We start from the raw sequence: 23,577 nt of genomic DNA on the forward strand, positions 1-23,577 counted from the left end.
TAATTCCGCAATAATGCGATCCTTCCTTTCACTGATCTGGATCAAGCTTGTACAGTAACGCGAGCGGCTGGCCCACAAGCCGCTCATGTGTTATCAAGTCACTATCATTACCAACAGGAAATGGCATGAAATACAGATATTTGACCGTGCTGGCAGTGGCGCTGGGGCTGTCCGGCTGTGATAACAACGAGGTGGGTGACGTGTCGCTGGGGCTGTTTACCACCAAAGACATCAAGATAGAGGTACTGACCGATCCGCAGGTGCCCGGTGTGACCTGCCATATGTCCAACATCGTGGCCGACCTGGATCTGGCTGATCCCTCCGACATGTCCATCAGCTGCCGTCAGACCGGGGAAGTCACACCGGCCATGATTGCCGGCATTGATCGCTCCAAAAGCGGTGAAATCGTTTTCAAAAAATCCAAAAGTATTTTTCTGAAAAGCCTGAAGATTCGCCGGATCTATGATGAGACCAGCCAGAGTCTGCTGTATATCGCCTACAGCACCAAGGAAACCAGCGGCAGCTACAAGCATTCCATGTCTACTGTGCCCCTGTGGGGTACTGCGGCCTACCAGCCCCCCGTTACCCCCTGAACATCACAAGGGGGCCAACGGCCCCCGGTTAATCCACTGTGGCGCACCCTGGCCTGGTGCCTACCGAGATGTCGCGAGCTGCTCCCTGATCGCTGCGATGGAGGAGAAATCATCAACGGTGGCCACCACGTTACCGTCCCGTATTTTTAACAATACCGGCAGTTCACGCACGCCAAATTCATGAAACAGCACACCATGGTGGTCGATCAGGAAGGGGATCGTCATTTGATACTGGGCCACGAAATCGTTCATCGTTTTGTCATCGGTCCACAGATGACTCACCACCCCCTGCCAGGACGCATCGGGCAATTGCTGCACCAGTTCACTCAGCCCTTGCTGCACCACCTTACAACGCTGTGCCATATTGGGTCGTGATGCTTCCAGATACCAGTCACACCAGGTCGCGCTAAAAAACACCAGATGTTCCCCCTGCTGCCAGGGTGTCAGCAGACGCGCCTTTTGCCCGGCGTCAATCACCCCGGTGGCGACGGCAGGCAAAGGCTGTCCGTCCGCCAGTTGCGCAAGGACATCATCAAGCGCGGCATCCGACTCATGGGTCGTGTACACGGTCTCTCCCCGGGTGTTAAGCAATACCGAATAAGGTGTTCCTTCCAGTCCCAATGCCAGCGCCAGATGGCCTTTTTTATCCAGCCAGACCGGCATGGTCAGCCCGAACTTGCTGATCACGCTTTTTATCCGGCCCGGCCGCTCATTGATATTGATGTTCACCGCCACAAAGTTGATCTGCTCGCCAAAGCGCTTTTGCAGCTCCTCAAAATGGGGCATCTGTTGCATGCAGGGCTGACACCAGGTTGCCCAAAGCTTGATGTACAGGGGTTTGTCAGAATCCAGCTCTGCCAGACGGGCTGGCGTCCCGGTGGCAAAATCGGTCAGTTCGATATGCTGATAGTCCGGAACCTGACTCCAGGCGGGTAAAGACAAGGTCAGACAAAGCGCCAGACAAAGGCGCGCGAGGGTAGCTGTCATTGCAAAGACTCTCCGTGGTGATACGTTCACGCTGAGTGTGAACGAACGCCATCAGGGTGCCTTGTAAATTTGCGACAACTTGCGCTTACGGTATCCGGCCGGAGTACTGCCGGTAAAACGGCGAAAAGCATGGGTGAAGTGGGCCTGATCGTAATAACCGCACGTCAGTGCCACCTGCGATAACGGCGTGTCCGGCCGGGCCAGCTGTTGCCGCGCCGCCAGCATACGCAGGCACAGCTGGTAAAATCCCGGGGTCAGCCCAACCTGCTGCATCATTCGCCGCTCCAGAGTGCGGTTGCTGAGGCCGAGCCGGCATGCCACCTCAGCCACCCGCATATCCGGTTGCTGCAACCAGGACAACACCTGGGCCGTGCGCGGCAGGCAGCCCGCCCGCTGCACTTCGCCACTCAGCCATTGCTCCAGCAGCGCGATAGCCGGGACCACAGCCAGGCCTGACATCATCGCCAGTAACCGGCTCAACCGGGCCCCGGCGGCCAAAGGCAACAACTGGCACGCATCCACCGTGCCCGTGGGCAACTCGGTGGGCGATACGCCAAACAGGTGAAACAGCGCACCGGGCCTGAGCCGGGCACTGATACAGCGGGGGCCGGCCAGGAACAGCGAGCGTTCGGTCTGACGATTGAACTCGATCCGGGCACCACGCTGAGGACCGTCCAGGATCACTGTCAGACTGCAACCGCCATCCGGATAGGTGGTTTCAACGGAGCCATAAGGAAAATCGCTTCCCTCCCCGATGGCCCAGAAACAGGCTACCCAGTCACTCAATCCCGGGGCTGGCAAAAAGCGCCGAAAGCCCAGGTAGCGAAAGGCCTGCTGCCGCTGCTCACGCATTATTGGTTACCCTGCCCGGTGTACGGGCCACCGGCAGGGACTGGCTCCATTTCATGAATGTACCGCTCAGCTTCGTATTAACTGCTCGCGCAATGCATGAATACGATCCCGCATGTCGGCCGCCTGCTCAAACTCCAGATTCTGGGCGTGAGCCAGCATCTGCTGTTCCAGCTCATCAATCTGGTGGCTAAGCTCTTTGGCGCTGGGCAGGTGCTCCGGCAGCGGCGTTTTCTCTTTCGCCCGTTTGGATCCCACCCGTTTGGTGCCATCCAGATCCATCACATCCGTGATGCGTTTATTGAGCCCCCTCGGCACGATACCGTTTTCCTCGTTAAAGGCCTGCTGCCTGGCCCGCCGGCGTTCGGTTTCCCCGATAGCGGCAGCCATGGAGCGGGTAATACGATCGGCGTACAGAATCGCCTTGCCGTTGAGGTTTCGGGCAGCCCGGCCGATGGTCTGAATAAGGGAGCGCTCGGAGCGTAAAAAGCCCTCTTTGTCCGCATCGAGAATGGCCACCAAGGACACTTCCGGCATGTCCAGACCCTCCCGCAGCAGGTTGATGCCCACCAGCACATCGAACTCACCCAGTCGCAGATCGCGAATGATCTCCATCCGCTCCACGGTATCAATATCAGAGTGCAGGTAGCGCACCTTGACGCCGTGCTCATTCAGGTACTCGGTAAGATCCTCTGCCATACGCTTGGTCAGTGTGGTCACCAGTACCCGTTCTCCCCGTTCCACCCGGAGCCTGGCTTCCGACAGCAGATCATCCACTTGAGTGGCCACCGGGCGCACTTCCAGTTCAGGGTCGAGCAGGCCAGTAGGCCGTACCACCTGCTCGGCGATATCATCGCCGGATTTGTCAAGCTCATAAGGGCCAGGGGTGGCCGATACAAACACCGTTTGCGGCATCAAAGCTTCGAATTCTTCAAAACGCAGGGGCCGGTTATCCAGCGCCGACGGCAGCCGGAAGCCGTATTCCACCAGGGTTTCCTTGCGCGAGCGGTCGCCCTTGTACATCCCCCCTATCTGGGGCACGGTCACATGGGACTCATCAATAATCAGCAGCCCATCGCCCGGCAAGTAGTCAAACAGGGTCGGCGGCGGCTCACCTTCGGCCCGGCCCGAGAGATAGCGGGAGTAGTTCTCGATGCCGGAACAATAGCCCAGCTCCTGGATCATTTCGATATCGAACTGGGTTCGCTGGCTGATGCGCTGCTCTTCCAGCAGCTTATTGGCCGAGAGCAACTGTGCCTTGCGATCCTTTAGCTCGGTTTTAATGTGCTCAATGGCCGCCATCAGGGTTTCCCGCGGGGTCACGTAGTGGGTTTTGGGGTAGATGGTGAAGCGTGCCAGCGTCTGCAACACGGCACCGGTCAGCGGATCGAACAGGCTGATGCGTTCGATTTCGTCGTCAAATAATTCCACCCGCACCGCCTGATCGTCAGACTCGGCAGGAAAGATGTCGATGACCTCGCCACGGACACGAAAGGTACCGCGCTGAAAAGCGGCGTCATTACGGCTGTATTGCAGCTCCGCCAGCCGGCGCAGCATGTCCCGCTGCTCCAGCACATCACCGGTGCGCAGGTGCAACATCATGCTGAGGTAAGACTGGGGATCCCCCAGACCATAGATGGCCGATACCGAGGCCACAATAATCACGTCACGCCGTTCCATCAGCGCCTTGGTAGCCGACAGCCGCATCTGCTCGATGTGATCGTTAATCGAAGCGTCCTTTTCAATAAAGGTGTCGGTGGTGGGCACATAGGCCTCGGGCTGGTAGTAATCGTAATAGGAAACGAAATACTCCACCGAGTTATGGGGGAAAAACTCTTTCATCTCACCGTAGAGCTGGGCCGCCAGCGTCTTGTTGGGCGCCAGCACCATGGTCGGCCGGTTAAGAGTGGCAATCACATTGGCCATGGTAAAGGTTTTGCCCGAGCCGGTGACCCCCAGCAGGGTCTGGTGCGCCAGCCCGGACTCGATGCCGTCAAGCAGCTGTGAAATGGCGGCAGGCTGGTCACCGCCGGGTTGATAATCGCTCACCAGTTGAAATGTTTTACTCATGTGCCTGCCTCCTCGAATGCCGGTTCAGTGTACCTCTGAACCGAGGTTTCAGGCAAAAAGCAGCCCCGAACCTAAAAATTCATTCGGGGGCTTGACCCTGACAAATCGGAAGCGTATTATTCGCGTCCTCTTCACGAGATTCCCCCTTAGTTCAGTCGGTAGAACGGCGGACTGTTAATCCGTATGTCGCTGGTTCAAGTCCAGCAGGGGGAGCCAACTTCTGCCTCCAGGGCACCTGAGTTATCCACTTCATCAACACGATTTTATTTGCAAAAACCACATGCTAGTGCTTTTGCTCCAATCCTCGCCGGTGCTTAAAAACCGAGCGGGATTTTTTTGCTGCATTAATTAAACCCTTGATTTTACTCAATTTATTTTTTGACTGTTTTTTTACCGCTTCAATTGAAAGCCGCGCCCTGTCTGGCTTCTCACCGGTTTCAATCATAAAATCCACAACCTTATCCACAGAATCCGTGGATAACCTTCGCGACCCCTGTGAGTACAAGGCTTCCGGGCGCTGTGCATAACCCGGGTTTCAGTGAGCGCCGAACGGAACAAAGATTTTCCACTGGTGATGCCGCCAAAAACGGAAGAATAATTCTTGTCTTTTAACAAACATAATGGACCTTCCGGCACTGGAAACGCCCACATAATACGTAATTTCCTCCAGTTGAGATGCAATGCCTGCTCAAATACTCAAAAACATCATTATGTTGATGTTATCCGGTTGCGGATTGCCGCTGCCACCGGCTCGGCCTGCGCTCCCAGCACCACTTGCACTCCCTGCCCGCCAAGGTGAATAACGCCCCGGGCACCCAACGCTTTCAGCCTGCTGTCATTAACCAGAGCCGGATCTTTCAGCCGGAGTCTCAGCCGGGTAATGCAGGCCTCAACATGCTCCAGATTACCGGCACCGCCCAGGGCAGCAATGAAAGCGTCGGCCTGCTCGCAGCCGGTCCGGCTCGGCAGCTGATCAGCAGCAGCAGGCTCCTGTCCGGGCATTACCAGACCAAGGCGGCGGCTCACCACGTAAAAGACAGTGAAATACACCACACCGCTGACAAGCCCCAGTCCGAGCAGACGCCAGGGGTGGGTAGCCATCCCCCAGTTCAGCACCAGATCGAACAGGCCGGCGGAAAAACCAAAACCATGCAATGTGCCCAGCGCATTGGCCGCCACCAGCGACAACCCGGTCAACAGGGCGTGAATGCCATAAAGCACCGGAGCCAGAAACATAAAGGTAAACTCCAGTGGTTCGGTAATGCCGGTCAGAAACGAGGTCAATGCCAACGACAGCAACAAGCCGCCGGTCCGGGCCCGCTTTCCTTTGGGAGCGGCCGCTATCATGGCCAGCGCCGCTGCCGGCAACCCGAACATCATGATCGGAAAGAAGCCGGACATAAACACCCCGGCCATCGGGTCGCCGGAAAAGAAACGGTTCAGATCTCCCCGGGTTACCTCAGCGGCAATCTGCGTAATGGTGCCGCCGCTCACACCGGGAACGGCCCCTCCCACCCTGAACGTGTCCGCCAGCGCCGGGGCCAGACAAATATTGTGCAGACTGCCGGCCATCTCATAGCTGATCTTCACGCACTCACCCAGCCCGAACCAGAACAGTGAGTTAAGCACATGATGCAACCCCAGCGGGATCAAGGCCCGGTTCAGCACCCCGTACACAAACTGCCCCAGTGAACCGGAGTCCGCCACGCCATGGCCAAAGGTATCGATGGCCTGCTGCACCGGCGGCCACACATAGCCGACAATGAAGGCTGCCAGCAGGCAAAACAGGCCGGTCATCACCGGCACCAGTCGCTTACCGCCAAAAAAGCCCAGGTAATCCGGCAGCCGCACCTTATGAAAACGGTTATAGCTGTGCCCGGCGATAACGCCGGCCATAATGCCGCCGAAAAAGGACAGATCCAGCGCGTCATTAATGGTGACCGCAGCCCCGGTCAGCACAAAGTAACCCACCGCCCCTGCCAGCGCGGCCGAGCCGGCATCATCCTTGGCCAGCCCCACGGCAATGCCCAGGCCAAAAAGAAGCGGCAACTGATCAAAGATGGCGCCGCCCGCGGCGGCCATAAAAGGTATACTCAGCAGATCCGGCTGGCCCAGACGCAGCAGCAATGCTGCAACCGGCAAGGTGGCGATGGGCAGCATCAGTGCTTTTCCGAGGGTTTGCAGATATCCCATCATGGTGCTCTCCCGATATTCCGGTGCCAGACGATTGGCCATGGTAAGAAAACGACACTTTTTTTATGATAGAAACAACACCATCACTATAGGTTTAAACATGCGCCTGATCCCCCTGGCCAGCCCCGAACAACTCGGCCAACGCGCCGCCCGCTATATTGTTGACCGCATTAACCGTTTTGCTCCTGCCGAAGATCGCCCCTTTGTGCTGGGGTTACCTACCGGCAGCACTCCGCTCGGCACCTACCGCGAGCTGGTCCGCCTGTACCGGGCCGGTGAGGTCAGTTTTCGTCATGTGATCACCTTTAATATGGATGAATATGCCGGCCTGCCTCCGTCACATCCGCAGAGCTATCATGCCTTTATGCATGAGCATCTGTTTCGGCACCTTGATATTGCGCCGGAAAACATCCATTTGCTGGATGGCATGGCACCGGATCTGCCGGCAGAATGCCGCCGCTACGAGGAAAAAATGGCCCAATACGGGCCGGTACATCTGTTCCTCGGCGGCGTGGGCAGTGATGGCCATATTGCCTTTAACGAAGCCGCCTCTTCACTGGCCTCGCGCACCCGGGTCATGGCACTGACCGATTCCACCCGCCGGGCCAATGCCCGCTTTTTTGATAATGACCCGGATCAGGTGCCCGCCAGCGCACTAACCGTGGGAGTGGCCAATTTGCTTGAAGCGGAAGAAATCGTGCTGCTGGTCACCGGGGCCCACAAGGCCCGGGCCCTGCAGGCCGCAGTAGAAGGACCGGTCAACCACCTCTGGACCGTATCGGCACTGCAACTGCATCCGAACAGCCTGATCTTCTGTGACGACGACGCCACCCTGGAGCTGAAAGTCGGCACCTTGCGTTATTTTCAGCAGCGTGAATCTCAAGCCGGAGCCTGAACATATGTATGCCCTGACCCAATGCACGGTATTTGATGGCACGGCCCTGCACCGGAACACCGCTGTGGTTATTCAGGGCGAGCACATTCACGCCCTGCTGCCCGAACAGGATCTGGATGCGGATATACAACAAATCGCCTTGCCGGGAGCCCTGCTGTGTGCCGGCTTTATTGATCTGCAGCTGAATGGCTGTGGCGGTGTCATGCTGAATGACGACATCAGTGCAGAGACGCTGGATCATATGCACGCCACCAACCTTAAATCCGGAACCACCACCTTTTTACCGACACTGATCAGCAGCCCCGACCGGGATATGCGCCAGGCCGTATCGATGGTGGCCGCGTACCGCTACCGTCATCCGTTGCGGGTGCCGGGCCTGCATCTGGAAGGCCCCTATACCAATGAGGCCCGCAGAGGCATTCACCCGGCAGCACAGATCCGGCCGCTGAGCACGGAAATGCTGACGTTTTTATGTGATAACGCCGCCACTATCGCCATGCTGACCCTGGCGCCGGAAGTGAATCCGCCGGCCACCCTGACCCGGCTGAAGCAGGCCGGCATCCGGCTGTCGATGGGCCACACCGGCGCAAGTTATGACGACGCCATGGCCGGCTTTGATGCGGGCATCACCTTTGCCACTCATCTTTACAATGCCATGACCCCCACCGCCAACGGCCGCCAGCCCGGTGCCGTGGGAGCCGTATATGACGCCCCCGGTGTGGCGGCCGGCATTATCGCGGACGGCCACCATGTGCACTATGCCAATGTACGGCTGGCTCATCGTGTACTGGGCGATCGACTGTGTCTGGTAACCGATGCCACCGCCGCTGCCGGTGCACCTGACGGTTTTAACCAGTTCAGCTTTTGCGGTGCCACCGTGTACTTGCAGAACGGCAAATGCGTGGATGCTGACGGCACCCTCGGAGGCTCGTCACTGACCATGGCGGAAGGGGTGAAAAACCTGGTGCAGCACGCAGGTTTTTCTGTAGGTCATGCCCTGGCCATGGCAAGCTGCAACCCTGCTCGGGTACTGGGACTTGAGCAACAGATTGGTCTGGCCCTGCCCGGCCGCATTGCCAATCTGGTTGCCCTCGACAGCCAGTTTCGGGTATTAAACACCATTGAGCACGGACGACTTTCATTATGACCCGGGGACAAATTGCCAACGTTGATCTGGTTAAGCAGGTCAACAGTGCCGCCGTATACCGGCTGATTGACCATGCTGGCCCGATTTCCCGGGTACGCATTGCCGAACTCAGTCACCTGGCTCCGGCCAGCGTAACCAAAATTACCCGGGCCCTGCTGGAGCAAGGACTGATACAAGAGCTGGCGCACCAGGCTTCCACCGGTGGCCGGCGGGCCATTTCGCTGGCCACAGTCACTCAGCCCTTTTATCTGGTGTCGGTCAAACTGGGCCGCGAAGAGCTGAGGCTGACGCTGTATAATCTGGCAGGGCAGGAATTCGGCCGGCAGATACTCCCTTTCCCCCGTCGTGAACTGAATAACCTGCTGGCGGCGCTGCACCACCACATTGCCGACTTTATCGCAGAAACCGGCGGCGAGCGCCGTATTGTGGCCGTCGCGGTCATCATGCCCGGGCTGACAGATGCCCAACACGGCCGGGTTATCTATCATCCCAGCTACCCACTGGCCGATGTGCCGCTGGCCGGCCAGCTTGGCAGTCAGCTCGGACTACCCGTTTTTATTGGTAACGACACCCGGGCTCAGGCCCTGGCCGAGCATTATTTCGGGGCCTCCAAAGATTGTCTGGATTCCGTGCTGGTAAGGGTGCACCACGGTGTCGGCGCCGGCATTGTCACCGAGGGCCGCATTTTTAAAAGCCAGGGCCGTGATGTAGCCGAGATTGGTCATATTCACGTAGACCCGCTGGGGGAACGCTGTGACTGTGGCAACGTCGGCTGCCTGGAAACCATGGTGGCCGATGCCGCATTATTGCGTCAGGCCCGCCGGATGCTGGATCAGGGTTATTGCAGCACCCTGGCCGGCCGGACACTGACCATGGATGTCCTGTGTGAAGCCGCAAACAAAGGCGATCAGCTGGCCCTTGCCATTTTACGCCGGGCCGCCGAGCGACTGGGCCAGGCACTGGCCATCGTGGTGAACCTGTTCAACCCTCAGCGAGTCTTGCTTAGCGGTGCCCTGTGCAACGCAGAAGACATTGTCTTTCCCATTATTAACCAGGCCATCACCCATCAGTCCTTACCGGGGTTTCATCAGGGCCAGCCCATTATCCGCGCCTGCTTTCAGCATGACCAGACCATTGGCGGTCTGGCACTGGTCAAACGCGCGCTGCTGGAAGGTGAGTTATTACAACGTATTCTGGAGAATAAAAAATGAGTCATATCGTATTCAGTACCGATCCCGGCTGGCAGCCGGAACAGGATAATGACCGTCAGCAGAACAGCCTCTTTCCTGACGATGGCATAATACGTTTACGTCGGGAAACCAAAGGCCGTAAAGGAGCCGGGGTAATTTGCGTATATGGCATTGGCCCTGACCAGGTAGGAGACGTTGCCAAAAAGCTGAAAAAGCAACTGGGCACGGGCGGTGCGGTTAAAAAGGGCGTTATCGAAATTCAGGGCGATCGCCTTGACCAGATAAAACAATGGCTGGAAAAAGCCGGTTTTAATGTGAAGCAGGCCGGAGGCTGAACATAACCGGCTTGAACTTGCTCTTCAAATCACTAGAATACCCATTCCCTGCTCAAGGGGGAGTAGTCGCTGTCGGGCACCAGCCCGAAGACGGTCATCAACATATTTGGTGCAAAATCACCATGGTGGCCGTGGTCTGATACAGACTTGACGAGACCTTTGACAGACAAAAGCCGATACCGGGGACGGGCGGCCGCTTGTCTGCTCATTGGTAATCATCAAACCTGTCCCCCTCTGGTATCACTTTGGAAGCTCTGACCACTTCAACCTTCGCCGTCTCGATTGCCGAGATTGGTGATAAAACCCAGCTGCTCGCACTGGTTCTCGCCTGCCGGTTTAAAAAGCCGGTGCCTATTATTGCCGGTATTTTTCTGGCCACCGTCATCAACCATGCTCTCGCTGGCAGTGTCGGTGTCTGGCTACAAGGCTGGCTGGATCCGCGCTGGTTACGCTGGTTGCTGGCGACCTCTTTCTTCGCCATGGCGGTGTGGATGATGATCCCCGACAAACCCGACAATGAAGATAACCGCTTCTATCGTCTGGGGCCGTTTGTCGCGACCTTTATCCTCTTCTTTATTGCTGAGATTGGCGATAAAACACAGATTGCGACCACCTTGCTGGCCGCGCGTTTTGTGGATGACTTCTGGTGGGTGGTGGCCGGTACAACACTGGGCATGATGATTGCAAACCTGCCGGCGGTGCTGATCGGTCACAAAGGGGCCGGTCGCATTCCGATGCACTGGGTTCACGGCATCAGTGCACTCATTTTTCTGGCTCTGGGCATCAGCACTTTATGGTGGCCATGGTAGGCAGTCTTTGGACCGCTGTGATGAAAAGGCCCCGCCAAGCGGGGCCTTTTGCAATCAGCCGTATATATTAAAACTGCCTGCATTCAGCCACAGATGCACCACAATACTTGCCACATAACCCAAGGCAATCACCGGGGTCCATTTCAGGTGGCCGGCAAAGGTATACATGCCTCTGGCCTGCCCCATCAGTGCCACACCGGCAGCGGAGCCAATGGACAGCAGGCTGCCGCCAACACCGGCACTCAGGGTAATCAGTAACCAGTTGCCATGAGACATTTCCGGCTGCATGGTCAGCACCGCAAACATCACCGGAATGTTATCCACAATCGCCGACAGCACACCGAGAGTAATGTTGGCGTAAACGGCATCCCAACTGGTGTAAAGCAAATCAGAGACCAGCGCCAGGTAGCCCATATACCCCAGGCCACCGACACACATCACCACGCCGTAGAAGAACAACAACGTATCCCACTCGGCCCGGGCAACCCGGCTGAATACATCAAAGGGCACCACGCTGCCCAGTCGCTTCAGGGCTTCGTCATCGCCACGCTTGCGAGCCATGGCCCGTTTGCGGGCCAGTGAGCCCGGCAAGGTCTGGCGCAGGTAATACCCGAAAAACTGCAGATAACCCAGACCGGTCATCATGCCAAGTACTGGCGGCAGATGCAGCAGGCTATGACAAGCCACCGCAGAAGCAATGGTCAGCAGGAACAGCATCACAATGCGGATGGCACCGCGCTTCAGCTCTACGTCTTCATACTGAGCGGCCGGCTTACGATTTTCAATAAAGAAGTTCATTACCAGTGCTGGCACCAGGTAATTAACCAGAGAGGGAATAAACAGGATGAAAAACTCGTTGAATTTAACGATGCCGGCCTGCCACACCATCAGAGTGGTAATATCACCAAAAGGACTGAAGGCACCGCCGGCATTGGCGGCAATCACGATATTCACACAACACAAATTGATGAAGCGCCTGTCTCCTTCCGCCACCTTGGTGACCACAGCGCACATCAACAACGCGGTAGTCAGGTTATCGGCGATAGGGGAGATAAAAAATGCCAGAAAACCGGTCAGCCAGAACAGCGATTTATAGCTGAACCCCCGGCGTATCATCCAGGCTCTCAGCGCATCGAACAGCCGCCGCTCTTCCATGGCGTTGATATAGGTCATGGCCACCAGCAGGAACAACAGCAATTCTGCATATTCAAGCAAATTCTGCCGGAATGCTGCTTCCGTAACACCGGGAATACCGTTATTCATATAGGTCCAGCCTATAACGGTCCAGATAACACCAGCGGCAATAAGAACAGGCTTGGACTTTCGCAGATGCAGATATTCTTCACCCATGACCAGCAGGTAGGCCACCACAAAAATGGCCACCGCAAACACACCCACGCCGGAGCTGGTAAGATCCAGTTGTCCGGTGGCGGCCGCAAAGGCCGGGGCACTCGCAAATGCCGCCAGACCGCCCGTTAACAGGCACAGTTTCCTTGTCATTGTTATTCTCGCTTTTATATTGTTTTGGCTATAGTTACGAGCTTTTACCGACAGCAAAGCTCTTTAAAAAGGCTAACATAAAGCAGGGTGTCATGCGCGGATCCGTTTGCCGACCTGGCTCTCAGTTTTGCATAAAAGCAGCACCTTATGTCCCGGACAGCAGGATCGACCGTACAACTGTCATGCTTTTTCCGCATCATAAATACAAGCGGAATAATAAATCATAGCGAATGACACAAAGTGTATATTTAGTCTTGTTTTTTGCATTAATTTTCACGATGATGAAGCCGTGTTTTTCAGGCAAGCAAGGACAAGCCCGTGCGCGAAAATGATGCCGCCCTGGTCAAGGCGTTTCGTCAATCCAGCCCTTATGTGAATCTCCATCGTGGTTCTACTTTTGTCATTATGCTGGGTGGCGAAGCCATTGATCAGGACAACTTTCCCAACATCATCAGTGATATTGCACTGCTGACCAGCCTGGGGATCCGTCTGGTCATCGTGTTCGGTGCCCGCCCCCAGATTGATCGCGGCCTGACAGAAGCCGGCCTAAGTGGCGTGTTTCACAAACATACCCGGGTAACTGACGAGCCCAGCTTCCGGGTGATCAAAGACGTTTGCGGCGGACTGCAGATGGACATTACTGCCCGCCTGTCCATGGGACTGGTAAACACCCCCATGCAAAATGCCCGTATTAACGTCGTGACCGGTAACTTTGTTATCGCCCAGCCCCTGGGGGTCGACGATGGCGTTGACTACATTCACTCTGGCCGGGTACGTCGCATTCATACCGACACCATTCATCATCAGCTGGCCAATGGTGCCACCGTGCTGATCTCTCCCATTGGCTTTTCGGTGACCGGAGAAAGTTTTAACCTGTCTTCAGAAGAGCTGGCACGACGGCTGGCCGTGGAGCTCAAGGCCGATAAGCTGATTGGTTTTTGTTCCCAGCGCGGCGTGCTGAGCGAGAACGGAGAGGCCATCGCCGAGTTGTTCCCGGAGCAGGCAGAAGAACATCTGCAACAACTGCTGGAAGATGGCGAAAGCCTGTCGGGCACCGCCCGCTATCTGCGTGCCGCGATTTCCAGCTGCCGGGGCGGTGTACCCCGCAGTCATCTGGTCAGTTACCGGGAAGACGGTGCCCTTATTCAGGAACTGTTTACCCGCGATGGTCTGGGCACCCAGATAGTCAGTCTGAGCGCCGAGCAGGCCCGTCAGGCACGGATCGATGACATCGGCGGCATTCTCGATTTGATCCGGCCAATGGAGGAAGAAGGTGTGCTGGTACGCCGCTCCCGCGAGCAGCTGGAAATGGAAGTCGATCAGTTCACCATCATAGAAAAAGACGGTGCCATTATCGGTTGCGCGGCCCTGTATCCTTTTCCTGAAGAAGGCATGGCAGAAATGGCCTGTGTGGCCATTCATCCCGACTACCGCAAGGGCAGCCGGGGCGATATGCTGCTGCAGAGAATTGAAGAGCAGGCCCGCCAGCGCGGCATGAGCCGGCTGTTTATTCTGACCACCCGCTCTATTCACTGGTTTCAGGAGCGGGGGTTTAAGCCGGACGATGTGAATGCCCTGCCCATGAGTAAACAAAAGCTGTATAACTTTCAACGCCGTTCCAAAATTATGGTTAAGGCGCTTAACTGAACGATTTCACCTTATAATCGTTGACAGTAATGCCATAAGTCAGTAGTTATAGGGCCGCGCCAGTACAATGTGCTGGCGCAACAAGAAGAGGCGCGTTGTTCAGGCAGCCGGCAGCAGGAGTCGCCACTCCGATGATCGCCGGTCAGGGGAACAATGCCGAGACGATTATCGTGGGCGTTGCGGTAGTTGTCGGCTGCGAAGGCTGAATCCTTCGGGCTGTCACCTGTTGGGTGGAGTGCTTCCTGATGACCTTTCCATGTCTTCTCAGCCGTTCCCCCTGAAATTTGAACTAATAAGCAAAGCAAGGAGCTTGCCTTGAACCAACCCGTTGTAGCCAAATTCGGTGGAACCAGTGTTGCCGACGCCGAAGCCATGAGCCGTTGTGCCGCTATTCTTGAGCAAAATGCAGATACCCGTCTGGCCGTACTGAGCGCCAGCTCCGGCGTGACTAACCTGCTGGTGGCACTGGCCTCGGGCACACATGGCCCGGAAGAACGTGAACAGATGCTGCAACAGCTGACCCACATTCAACACGGCATTCTCGACAGCCTGCAGCGGCCCGAGATGCTGACCCGACACATTGAAGATATTCTGGGTCACATTCGTGAACTGGCCGACAGCGCAGCCATCAGTCCGACTAAAGCCCTCGCCGACGAGATAGTGGCCCAGGGCGAACTGATGTCAACCCGCCTGTTTGTGGAGCTGCTGCGCCACCGGGGCACTAACGCGGTATGGTTTGATATCCGCAAGGTCATGCGCACTGACGACCGCTTCAGTCGTGCCACCCCGGATCTGGCCACCCTCAAGGCAGAAGTGGAAAAAGAGCTGGCCCCCTTGTGCGACAAGCAACTGGTGGTGACCCAAGGCTTTATCGGTGCCGCGCCCGATGGCCGCACCACCACCCTGGGCCGGGGTGGCAGCGACTACTCCGCCGCGCTGCTGGGAGAGGCCCTGGGCGCCGCTGCCGTACAGATCTGGACCGACGTACCCGGCATTTACACCACGGACCCGCGCTTGGTCAGCGATGCCCGCGCCATTCCCGAAATCAGCTTCAGCGAAGCCTCGGAAATGGCCACCTTTGGTGCCAAGGTGCTGCATCCTGCCACCCTGCAGCCGGCAGTACGCTGTCAGATCCCGGTGTTCGTAGGATCCAGCCGGGCACCGGAAGAAGGTGGCACCTGGATCCGTAACAGCACTCCCAGCCAGCCGCTGTTCCGGGCTCTGGCCCTGCGCCGTAACCAGGTGCTGCTGACCCTGACCAGCCAGAGTATGTTCCAGGCCCACGGTTTTCTGGCCGAAGTGTTCGGCATTCTGGCCAAGCACAAAATTTCAGTGGATCTGATCACCACCTCAGAGATCAGTGTATCCCTGACCCTGGACGCCGGTGCCGAGCTGCTGACCCAGGAAGTTCAGGATGAACTGGCCAGGCACTGCCACCTCAAGGTGGAAGACGGTCTGGCGCTGGTGGCCCTGATTGGCAACCGCATGAGCGAAGCCGGCGGCACCGCTACTCGGGTGTTCCAGGCGGTGAATGACGTCAATATTCGCATGATCTGCTACGGTGCCAGCCCGCACAACTTCTGCTTCCTGGTAGACGAAGAGAACGCCAATCAGGTGATTGCCGATCTGCATAAGGAACTGTTGCCGGCGTAACCCGGCCTTCGGCCGGAGCTATAAAACTTTAAGAAGCAGCGTTGCACTCATCAACGCTGCTTTTTCTTTCAGAACATCGAGTAACGTTTGTTCCCTCTATCTATTTGAGAGCGTCGTTAGCTCTCTTCAATACTTCACTTCCAGTTTTTCGTCATCGTAATGTCATATGTATTCATTAACTTGCCGGCTTATTAGAAGCTGTTTACCGAGATGCATCAGCCAGCTCTGAAAAGAAGGATGTCTGAAAGCTTTGGCGGCACGCACATCGGTAAAGCATTCAGCGCCAACTTGAAAAAGAACATGAATCCATGACGTTTTTTGAACAGAAAATCACTTTCAATGACCGACAGGTCACAGACAGTAATAGCCACCTTCTGCCATCTGCTATCCGGCCACTAGCTGATCAATGCTGGCCGGACTCGCTTATCGGCCAAACCCTCACTCCACTGACAGCATTGACTTTGCTGGCCGCCAGCGGGGAGATATATCAGCGCTCTCCAGTCGCGGTTATCGGCCCAAATATAGCAACGGAAGAGGAATATAAGCTGGCCGAGGATCTGGGTAAGGCTCTGGCCGGGTACGGTATCCCGATTATCTGTGGAGGACGTACCGGCGTTATGGAGGCAGTAGCCAAGGGCGCAGCCATCAAGGCTGGACAGGTTATAGGCCTGTTACCCGATGAGGAAGCGCACCACGCCAACCCTTGGATCACCACCGTCATCGCCACCGGTATCGGCAAGGCTAGAAATTCCATCATTGCTCAAGCAGCAGCCTGTCTGGTTGCGATCGGTGGCAGTCACGGCACCATGACCGAGATGGCCTTTGGCAAACATTACGACAAACAGGTATTCACCCTGTCCGACTACCCTAAGATCCCCGGATGCCTGCGGCTCGCCAGCGTTGACGATGCGTTGGCCGCAGTGGCAGCAGCCCTCTTTGGACTCGAGGTACAGAGTTAATGCGCGCCACCGCCTGGTTATATCTGTTGTACCTTTTAACGCCGATCATATTGCTGTTTATCGGCTCTTTCGGGGAAGCCTGGACCAACACCCTATTCCCATCCGGATTTACACTGGACTGGTACCATCAGGTTTGGACTGACAGTAGCTTTATTCGAGCCTTTAAAACCAGCATCTGGGTCACCTTTTTAACCTGTGTCGCCGGTGCTCTCCTCGCCCTTCCTTTCTGCTACGCAGTGCATATCAAGATGTCTCGCAGAGGCAAGGTAGCGTCACGTCTGCTGATCATGCTGCCGATTGCCGTGCCGGAGCTGGTGTTGGGGTTTGGCTTTATACTGGTCTTCAGTAGCGATACTTTGCCTTGGCTGGGCAACAGCTGGCTGCTGGTTATGGGGCATATTGTCATAACCCTGCCCTACCTTGTTTACAACATCCTTACCGATCTGGAAAAGTCCTCACTCTTCCGTCTGGATCAGGTGACTCGAAGCCTGGGCGGAAATGCGCTGCATAGCTTCTTTGACGTTTACCTGCCCCTCGTCAGTCAGTCTTTGCTGACCGGGTTGATTACCGTGGCTGCCATTTCCATCGGTGAGTTCCAGCTCAGCAATCTGATTGCCGGATTTATGTCTCGTACTTATCCAGTAGTTCTTCTGCAGGCGTTTTATGGTGCAGCCGGTTTTGCCTGCGCGGCAACGGTTATCCTACTCCTGTTGGCGATACTGTTTGCGCTGCTGTCCACCTCCAGACAACTACTGACCTCCTCTTCCAAGCATCCAGAGCCAGTGTCATGATTGAATTCAACAATATATCCTTCCGTTACCCCGGTTCGAACAGCGGGCTGAATGACATAAATCTGAAGATAAACAAGGGGGAATTGCTGGCAATACTTGGTCAAAGCGGTTCAGGTAAAACGACCCTGTTAAAACTGATAGCCGGATTCGAAAAGCCGGACAGTGGCATTATCAGAGTAAATAACAAAGACATCACCCCATTAAGCTGCCAGCAACGCAATCTGGGCATTGTTTTTCAGGACTATGCGCTCTTTCCTCATATGACGGTTCTGGAAAATATCGCCTACCCGCTGAAACTGAAAAATATTGATAAGGATTCCCGGTTGGCTAGGGCTGCAGCCATGGTGCAGAAAACCGGCCTCTCGGGCAAGGAGCAGATGCGCCCTGCCAACCTCTCCGGTGGTCAGCAACAGAGAGTCGCTCTTGCCCGTGCGTTGATTTTTGAGCCGGCAGCGCTCTTGCTCGATGAACCCCTGTCTGCACTGGATGCCGGACTACGAGAGGAGATGCGTCAGGAAATCCGTCAGCTGCAACAGCAGCTGGGTATCACCACCATACTGATCACTCATGATCAGGAAGAGGCCATGTCCATGGCCGATCAGGTTGCAGTAATGAAAAACGGCTGCCTGTTACAGGTCGACCATCCAACCAACCTCTATCACAAGCCCAAAACAGTGGATGTTGCCAATTTTGTTGGCAGAGCGAATATCCTACCGGCCATGGCGCTAGGAGCACATCGAATTGAATGTGCCTTGGGACAGCTACAGGTTCATGCCCCCGAACTCAAGGCTGGGCAGCCGCTACATATCATGATCCGCCCCGAACACTGGCGCCCCATACCGGACGAATACAACACCTTTGCTGTTGAACACCTCAACACTGTGTTCTGGGGCCCAAGCTGTCAGGCCACAGTGATGATCAACGGCACTGTCATCAAGGCCGAAGGCCGGTTCCACACTGCGCCAACTCATCTATCAATTCACCCCGAACACATTCATCTCATCTCTTAGGAGCGACATCAACATGCTTAAAAAAATTACCTCTGCCATCGCCTTCAGCTTGCTGCTGCCGAGCATGACCTACGCCGCCAAACTTCCGGGGACCGAGCTGTATCCGGGAGAGGCAACACTCTATGAAGCTGCCCTTGAGGAAGGTCTCGTCGTGTCATTTGACACAGGACCAACCTGGGCCAACTGGGGCACCATGTTCAAGCGTTTCAAAGAACGTTACCAGGGCATGGATATTGTCTATAACGATCTGGGTTCAGCAGCCACGGTGGTGGCTCTGGATAAAGCCAAACGTCGCCCTCAGGCTGATACCGCCTACTATTTTGCCTCTTCTGGCATTGATGCAGCCAACAAAGGACTCACCGCTGACTTCAATCCTCTGCACGCAGAGAAAATTCCGTCCGTGTTCCAGCACGAAACCGGTCAGTGGTTTACTATCCACACTCTGAACATGGCCTTCCTGGTCAATAAGAAGCTGGTCGACAACGTGCCGGAAAGCTGGGCTGACTTGCTCAAGCCGGAATATAAAAACAGCATCGTCTATCAGGATCCCCGCTCTACTGGCCAAGGCCAGGTCGTCGTGTTGGCCGCCAACTTCGGCGCTGGTGGCGATATGGACAACTTTGAACCGGGCATAGAATATCTGGCCAAGCTGCACGGCAACGGTAATGTGTTACGCATCACCGGCACCACACCCTATGCACAATTTTTAAAAGGCGAAATCCCCATCTGGATCGGCTACGAAAATGACGGATTCAAGGCCATGGTCAACGACGGCATGCAGGAGGATATCGCTGTTGTTATTCCCAAGGAGGCCTCTGCTGCTGCGCCCTACGCTATCTCCAAAGTGAAGAACGGCCCTAACCCTAACGCCGCCGAACTGTGGTTGAACTACATCATGAGCAGCGAAGGTCAGCAGACTTTTGCCGAAGGCTTTGTACGCCCCGTGCTGACAGATACCCCTATGCCCCAGAGCGTGGCCGGCAAGCTGAAAGCGGCACCACAGATCCAGCCTGTGGATCTGCTCAAGGCCGGACAGAGCAAGGCACAGATTGATGCAGCCTGGACCCAGCGAGTTCTTACACAAGGATAAACCTTAATGACAGGCCTCTTGAGATACCACCTGAGCAGCCTGATAATGACGCTACCAACCCTGCTGCTAATGGCAGGGTTCTTTTTCCTGCCGCTGTTCATTATCTTTGGTGAAGCTCTGCAAGAACCCCTATCGGCCCTTTCTCGGCTGATATCCGATAACGCCTTCTGGCAAAGTCTGCTTGGCAGCCTGGTACTGGCCATCATGGCCTCCGGTGTTTCCGTAGCTGTGGGGCTGATGATTGCTATCTACCTGGCAAAACAGCCAGCGCAACTACGCATGCTCTGGTCGTTTTTAGTTTCTTTACCCCTAGTATTTAGCGGACTGATTGTCGCCTATGGGTTTATCCTGGCCTTCGGTCGAGCCGGCACTGTAACCATGCTGATGTCAAAGCTGGGCATAGACCCCGCGTGGCTGGGCGGTTTTATCTACTCCCCAGCGGGGCTGGCTTTTGCCTACTGTTATTACCTGACCCCCAGAGCCATCTTTGTGCTGCTTCCTATACTGGTCAACTTTGACCACAAGCAGTTGTTGGCTGGCTACAGTCTGGGAGCCAGCCGCTGGCAGGCATTTAAAGACATACTGTTGCCTCAGATAGCTCCGGCACTTGGCACTTCTATCTGCATAACCTTTGCCGTGGCTTTCGGCGCCTATGGCACCGCCTTGGCTTTGACCGGTACCCAAGTCAATATACTACCGTTGCTGCTATACAGCCGTATTTCTGATGCGGGTTCCGACTTTCCTGTCGTGGCGCTCATCTCCATTATTTTGCTGACCGTATGCCTGCTGATAACTGCTCTCAGTGAATGGCTGAAAGCAAGAGCCGATACTACTACCGTCCATTAAGCCCAAAGCCTACTGGCTGCCGGGATCGCGGTGTCCAATACAGAAAAAACGAGTAAGTCCCCCATATTAAAAGAATCAATTAACATGGGGGACTTACCCGTTGCATCACTCTAATCACGGCAAAATAATGGGCTGTACCTCATCATGCAAATATATGCATAATCGACTGCGTTTCCTCTCTGTGCATATACTAATTGCATGATGCCCCCATGTGTTCAAACCATATGCATAATGCCCTGCAGGGCTAAGCACACCAGCGTCGACAGGAAGCTTACGGCCTAAAGCTTTCACTTGAGTCCCCAGGCGGTCAGCAACCCCGCCAGCAAAGAAACGGCCATCGGCCAGGCCACACGCCGGCCCAATGCCTTGTCACCCAGGCTGAATGCCATGCCCGTTTTCACCAGATTGTTGACCGACGCCGCCAGTACAATCCCCAGTACAGCGGTGCCCGGCGCCAGCGTGTCCTGAGACATTCGGGTTAACGACAGGGTAATGGCATCCACATCCGTCACCCCGGAGACCAGCGCCAGCAGCAGTACTCCCGCATCGCCCAGCGCCTGCTCAAGCCATTCTCCCAGCACCATAATCAGCAGGATCAGGCCGCCAAACAGCAGCGCCGCTTTCAGGTCCAGCGGGTTCATATTGAGACTGGGCTGCTCCACATTAATCCGCGTCCGGTGGCGTAGCCAGATAAACGCAGCCGGCGCATAGAGCAGCAGCGTCATCACCAGTACAGGTGGCCCCAACACCGGCAGCAGGTCCGGATTTATCAGGGCGCAATACACCAGAATACGGGGAAACATGGTGCCGCAGGCCAGCAGCACCCCGGCGGCCAGCAGGGGCGACAGCACAGGTGTACTCCGAGACAGCCGGGAATAATGCAGGGTCAGGGCGGTAGACGAGCTCAGCCCGGCAAACAAGCTGGTAAACAGGATTCCTTTTTCGGTTCCCCCCACCCGTATGGCGAAATATCCCAGAAAGGAGATAGAAGCGATCAGTACCACCATCCACCAGATTTCAAAGGGGTTCACCACCCCCCCCGGTCCCATTTGCTGATTGGGCAACAAAGGCAGCATCACCACCGAGATCAATAACAGTTTCAGACCGGCATCCAGCTCATGTTCCTGCAACTTACGCAGCAGATCATGTATTTCCCGCTTGTTATCCAGAATAAAGACGGTAATCACCGCTGCGGTAGCAGCAATGGCCGGGCTGCCGGCCATTGCCAAAGCACCAAAGCAGAAGGTCAGCAACAGTCCGATACTGCCGGTAATGCTGAAATCATTCAGGATACGAACCTGAGCCCGGTAGGCCACCAGACTTATCGCCACCACACTCAGCAGGCCGGCGGCAACCAGCCATTGCCCCAGACTTTCGCCCAGCAACGCGACCAGCCCGCCCAGCAGCCCCACCAGTGCATAAGTGCGGACACCGGCAATACGCTGTCCGGCCTCGGCATCACGCCACTGCCAGCCTCGCTGAATACCGATAAGCGCCCCCAGCAGCAGAGCAATACCCAGCCGCACCAGCGCCTGGTGATCCCGCCACAGTTCGGCGGCCAGCTCATTCATGGCACCCCCTTGCCACCACCCAGTCAGGCCTCATCCGTCGTACCTTCCCGGTGATCGGCCAGCAGGGTGCCGGCCTGCCGGCACTCCTGCTCGTGCCCCGGCTCACGCCAGGGTTCCTTAAGCGCTGCCGCCAGCCACTGCTGCATGCCGGGCAATGCCAGCATCCGTTCGGTATAAGCCTGAGCATTTGGTGTCAGCGGCAACCGGTAGTTGGTCACCCGGAACACCACCGGGGCATAGAAGGCATCCACGGCGGAGAAACGCTCACCGGCCAGGAAGGGGCCACCAAAGCGGGTCAGTCCCTCCAGCCAGAGTTCTTCCAGCCGGGCCAGATCCTTATGCAAGGCTGCATCCGGCGTCGACACGGCAATGTGCAGCCCGCAGTTCATCGGACAGCAGCTGCGCAGGGCGATAAACCCCGAGTGCATTTCTGCCGCCGCCGAGCGGGCCCAGGCCCGGGCCTCCCGCGCCGCCGGCCACACCGCCGGACAGGTCTCGGCCAGGTACTCAGTGATGGCCAGCGAGTCCCACACCGTAAGCTCCCCGTCGACCAGGCAGGGCACCAGACCGGTCGGTGAAAAACGGCGAAACTCGCCCCAGCTCGAGCCTTCCCCGAAGGGCACCAGCCGTTCCTCAAACGGGATCCCCAGTTCACTCAGCAGCAGCCAGGGACGCAGTGACCAGGACGAATAATTCTTGTTGGCAATATAAAGTTGCATGCTCACTCCTTGGGTGCCGGCCAGGGCCGGCCGCGCAGGAAATCGAGTATCAGTCCCATCACGGCGGCACCGTCATGAGGAGCGGACAGGGAGTCGAGTGCCTGCCGGTACAGCGGCTCATCAAACCGCTCCCGGCGTTGCTCGATCAGAAAGCGGGCGTAATCGGGGGTAAATTCGGGGTGCCCCTGCACGCCCATCACCCGCTCACCCAAGGTAAAGGCGGCATGAGGGCAAAAGGCCGAGCCGGCCACTAGCCGGGACCCTTCGGGCAGACACAGCACCTGATCCTGATGGCTCACCAGCAGCCGGTAATCGGGCAACGGATGACGATGAGACTGCCAGCGATAGTGATGTCCCCCGATCCCCCACCCTGCCGGTGCCCGGCCTACCTTGCCCCCGTGCATCAGGGCCAGCAGCTGATGGCCGAAGCAAACCCCGGCCACCGCCTGGCCTTCGGCCAGCAGGCCGGCGACACGGGTCTTCAGCCGGGTAAGCCAGAGATAATCACCGAAGGCGTCATGACGGGAACCACTGATAATCCAGCCATCCATCCGGGTATCCGGGGCCGGCAGCTCGCCGGCTTCGGCATCAAATACCGTCAGCTGCGCTTCCGGAACCACCTCTCGAATGCGCGCCAGAAACAGTTCCGGATAGTCTCCCCCCGTGCACCTGAATCCTTGATCTATGTGATCACACAAAAGTAAGCCGAGCTGCATCATTGTC

22 protein-coding genes, 1 tRNA gene and 2 riboswitches are annotated in these 23,577 nt (G+C 56.5%); of the genes, 14 read left to right on the plus strand and 9 right to left on the minus strand.

Going from position 1 to position 23,577, the window contains the following annotated elements; all coding sequences use genetic code 11:
• Positions 1-125: 125 nt before the first annotated feature.
• Entirely contained in the window at positions 126-593 is a 468-nt protein-coding gene (locus tag B6S09_RS06075) for a CreA family protein (RefSeq protein ID WP_094277611.1), read from the plus strand.
• 60 nt (positions 594-653) lie between these two features.
• Here B6S09_RS06075 and B6S09_RS06080 read toward each other — a convergent pair whose 3' ends face one another.
• The 3 genes from B6S09_RS06080 to uvrB form a co-directional block, all read right to left on the minus strand.
• A complete protein-coding gene (locus B6S09_RS06080; RefSeq protein WP_094277612.1) occupies positions 654-1,580 on the minus strand; it encodes a TlpA family protein disulfide reductase in 927 nt (308 codons plus the stop codon).
• A gap of 51 nt (positions 1,581-1,631) precedes the next feature.
• Entirely contained in the window at positions 1,632-2,432 is an 801-nt protein-coding gene (locus B6S09_RS06085) for a helix-turn-helix domain-containing protein (protein ID WP_094277613.1), read from the minus strand.
• Between the two features lie 66 nt (positions 2,433-2,498).
• Positions 2,499-4,499 (minus strand): excinuclease ABC subunit UvrB, encoded by a 2,001-nt coding sequence (gene uvrB, locus B6S09_RS06090; RefSeq protein WP_094277614.1) that lies wholly within the window; start codon positions 4,497-4,499, stop codon positions 2,499-2,501.
• 140 nt (positions 4,500-4,639) lie between these two features.
• On the opposite strand from uvrB, the gene B6S09_RS06095 reads away from it, so the two are divergent.
• Positions 4,640-4,715 (plus strand) — tRNA-Asn (locus tag B6S09_RS06095).
• Positions 4,716-4,782: 67 nt separating this feature from the next.
• Here the strand turns inward: B6S09_RS06095 and B6S09_RS06100 are convergent.
• Positions 4,783-4,965, minus strand: coding sequence for a hypothetical protein (locus tag B6S09_RS06100; protein WP_094277615.1), 183 nt, complete (start codon positions 4,963-4,965; stop codon positions 4,783-4,785).
• A gap of 242 nt (positions 4,966-5,207) precedes the next feature.
• A complete protein-coding gene (gene nagE / locus B6S09_RS06105) occupies positions 5,208-6,734 on the minus strand; it encodes an N-acetylglucosamine-specific PTS transporter subunit IIBC (RefSeq protein WP_243832755.1) in 1,527 nt (508 codons plus the stop codon).
• Positions 6,735-6,792: 58 nt separating this feature from the next.
• Between nagE and nagB the strand changes: the two genes are divergently transcribed.
• The 5 genes from nagB (at position 6,793) to B6S09_RS06130 (ending at position 11,068) form a co-directional block, all read left to right on the plus strand.
• Positions 6,793-7,587, plus strand: a complete 795-nt coding sequence (gene nagB, locus B6S09_RS06110; RefSeq protein WP_094277616.1) for a glucosamine-6-phosphate deaminase — start codon at positions 6,793-6,795, stop codon at positions 7,585-7,587.
• Between the two features lie 4 nt (positions 7,588-7,591).
• Positions 7,592-8,734: an N-acetylglucosamine-6-phosphate deacetylase gene (gene nagA, locus B6S09_RS06115; protein WP_094277617.1), complete on the plus strand. Its 1,143-nt coding sequence runs from the start codon at positions 7,592-7,594 to the stop codon at positions 8,732-8,734.
• A complete protein-coding gene (locus B6S09_RS06120; protein WP_094277618.1) occupies positions 8,731-9,945 on the plus strand; it encodes an ROK family transcriptional regulator in 1,215 nt (404 codons plus the stop codon). The genes nagA and B6S09_RS06120 overlap by 4 nt, the downstream gene beginning before the upstream one ends.
• On the plus strand, positions 9,942-10,259 hold the full coding sequence (locus tag B6S09_RS06125; protein WP_094277619.1) for a translation initiation factor: 318 nt from the start codon (positions 9,942-9,944) through the stop codon (positions 10,257-10,259). Before B6S09_RS06120 ends, B6S09_RS06125 begins: the two co-directional genes overlap by 4 nt.
• Positions 10,260-10,304: 45 nt before the next feature.
• Positions 10,305-10,485: riboswitch (yybP-ykoY riboswitch) on the plus strand.
• Positions 10,486-10,504: 19 nt separating this feature from the next.
• Positions 10,505-11,068 (plus strand): TMEM165/GDT1 family protein, encoded by a 564-nt coding sequence (locus B6S09_RS06130; protein WP_094277620.1) that lies wholly within the window; start codon positions 10,505-10,507, stop codon positions 11,066-11,068.
• A 54-nt stretch (positions 11,069-11,122) separates the two neighbouring features.
• On the opposite strand, the gene nhaD is transcribed toward B6S09_RS06130, so the two are convergent.
• The gene (gene nhaD, locus B6S09_RS06135; RefSeq protein WP_094277621.1) at positions 11,123-12,568 is read right to left on the minus strand and encodes a sodium:proton antiporter NhaD; all 1,446 of its coding nucleotides are present in this window, start codon (positions 12,566-12,568) and stop codon (positions 11,123-11,125) included.
• A gap of 318 nt (positions 12,569-12,886) precedes the next feature.
• On the opposite strand from nhaD, the gene argA reads away from it, so the two are divergent.
• From argA to B6S09_RS06170, 7 genes are all read left to right on the plus strand, one after another.
• On the plus strand, positions 12,887-14,215 hold the full coding sequence (gene argA / locus B6S09_RS06140) for an amino-acid N-acetyltransferase (RefSeq protein WP_094277622.1): 1,329 nt from the start codon (positions 12,887-12,889) through the stop codon (positions 14,213-14,215).
• Between the two features lie 77 nt (positions 14,216-14,292).
• Positions 14,293-14,464, plus strand: a riboswitch (Lysine riboswitch).
• Positions 14,465-14,530: 66 nt separating this feature from the next.
• A complete protein-coding gene (lysC, locus tag B6S09_RS06145; RefSeq protein WP_094277623.1) occupies positions 14,531-15,868 on the plus strand; it encodes a lysine-sensitive aspartokinase 3 in 1,338 nt (445 codons plus the stop codon).
• Between the two features lie 308 nt (positions 15,869-16,176).
• Complete coding sequence (locus tag B6S09_RS06150; protein WP_094277624.1) at positions 16,177-16,827, plus strand: SLOG cluster 4 domain-containing protein; 651 nt, start codon at positions 16,177-16,179, stop codon at positions 16,825-16,827.
• Positions 16,827-17,618 (plus strand): ABC transporter permease, encoded by a 792-nt coding sequence (locus B6S09_RS06155; RefSeq protein WP_094277625.1) that lies wholly within the window; start codon positions 16,827-16,829, stop codon positions 17,616-17,618. Before B6S09_RS06150 ends, B6S09_RS06155 begins: the two co-directional genes overlap by 1 nt.
• Positions 17,615-18,628 carry an ABC transporter ATP-binding protein gene (locus tag B6S09_RS06160; protein ID WP_094277626.1) on the plus strand — a complete coding sequence of 338 codons (1,014 nt, stop codon included), beginning with the start codon at positions 17,615-17,617 and terminating at the stop codon, positions 18,626-18,628. Before B6S09_RS06155 ends, B6S09_RS06160 begins: the two co-directional genes overlap by 4 nt.
• Positions 18,629-18,641: 13 nt before the next feature.
• Complete coding sequence (locus B6S09_RS06165; RefSeq protein ID WP_094277627.1) at positions 18,642-19,718, plus strand: extracellular solute-binding protein; 1,077 nt, start codon at positions 18,642-18,644, stop codon at positions 19,716-19,718.
• Positions 19,719-19,763: 45 nt separating this feature from the next.
• Positions 19,764-20,564, plus strand: a complete 801-nt coding sequence (locus tag B6S09_RS06170; RefSeq protein ID WP_208321661.1) for an ABC transporter permease — start codon at positions 19,764-19,766, stop codon at positions 20,562-20,564.
• A gap of 287 nt (positions 20,565-20,851) precedes the next feature.
• On the opposite strand, the gene B6S09_RS06175 is transcribed toward B6S09_RS06170, so the two are convergent.
• Genes B6S09_RS06175 through B6S09_RS06185 form a run of 3 tightly spaced genes read right to left on the minus strand, consistent with a single transcriptional unit; the run spans position 20,852 to position 23,573 of the window.
• Positions 20,852-22,135 (minus strand): MgtC/SapB family protein, encoded by a 1,284-nt coding sequence (locus tag B6S09_RS06175; protein WP_094277629.1) that lies wholly within the window; start codon positions 22,133-22,135, stop codon positions 20,852-20,854.
• A gap of 23 nt (positions 22,136-22,158) precedes the next feature.
• Positions 22,159-22,854, minus strand: a complete 696-nt coding sequence (locus B6S09_RS06180; protein ID WP_094277630.1) for a glutathione S-transferase family protein — start codon at positions 22,852-22,854, stop codon at positions 22,159-22,161.
• Positions 22,855-22,856: 2 nt separating this feature from the next.
• Positions 22,857-23,573 carry a glutamine amidotransferase-related protein gene (locus tag B6S09_RS06185; RefSeq protein WP_094277631.1) on the minus strand — a complete coding sequence of 239 codons (717 nt, stop codon included), beginning with the start codon at positions 23,571-23,573 and terminating at the stop codon, positions 22,857-22,859.
• Positions 23,574-23,577 lie beyond the last annotated feature (4 nt).

It is taken from the genome of Oceanimonas baumannii (assembly GCF_002245495.1).
In the GTDB taxonomy this organism is placed as follows: domain Bacteria; phylum Pseudomonadota; class Gammaproteobacteria; order Enterobacterales; family Aeromonadaceae; genus Oceanimonas; species Oceanimonas baumannii.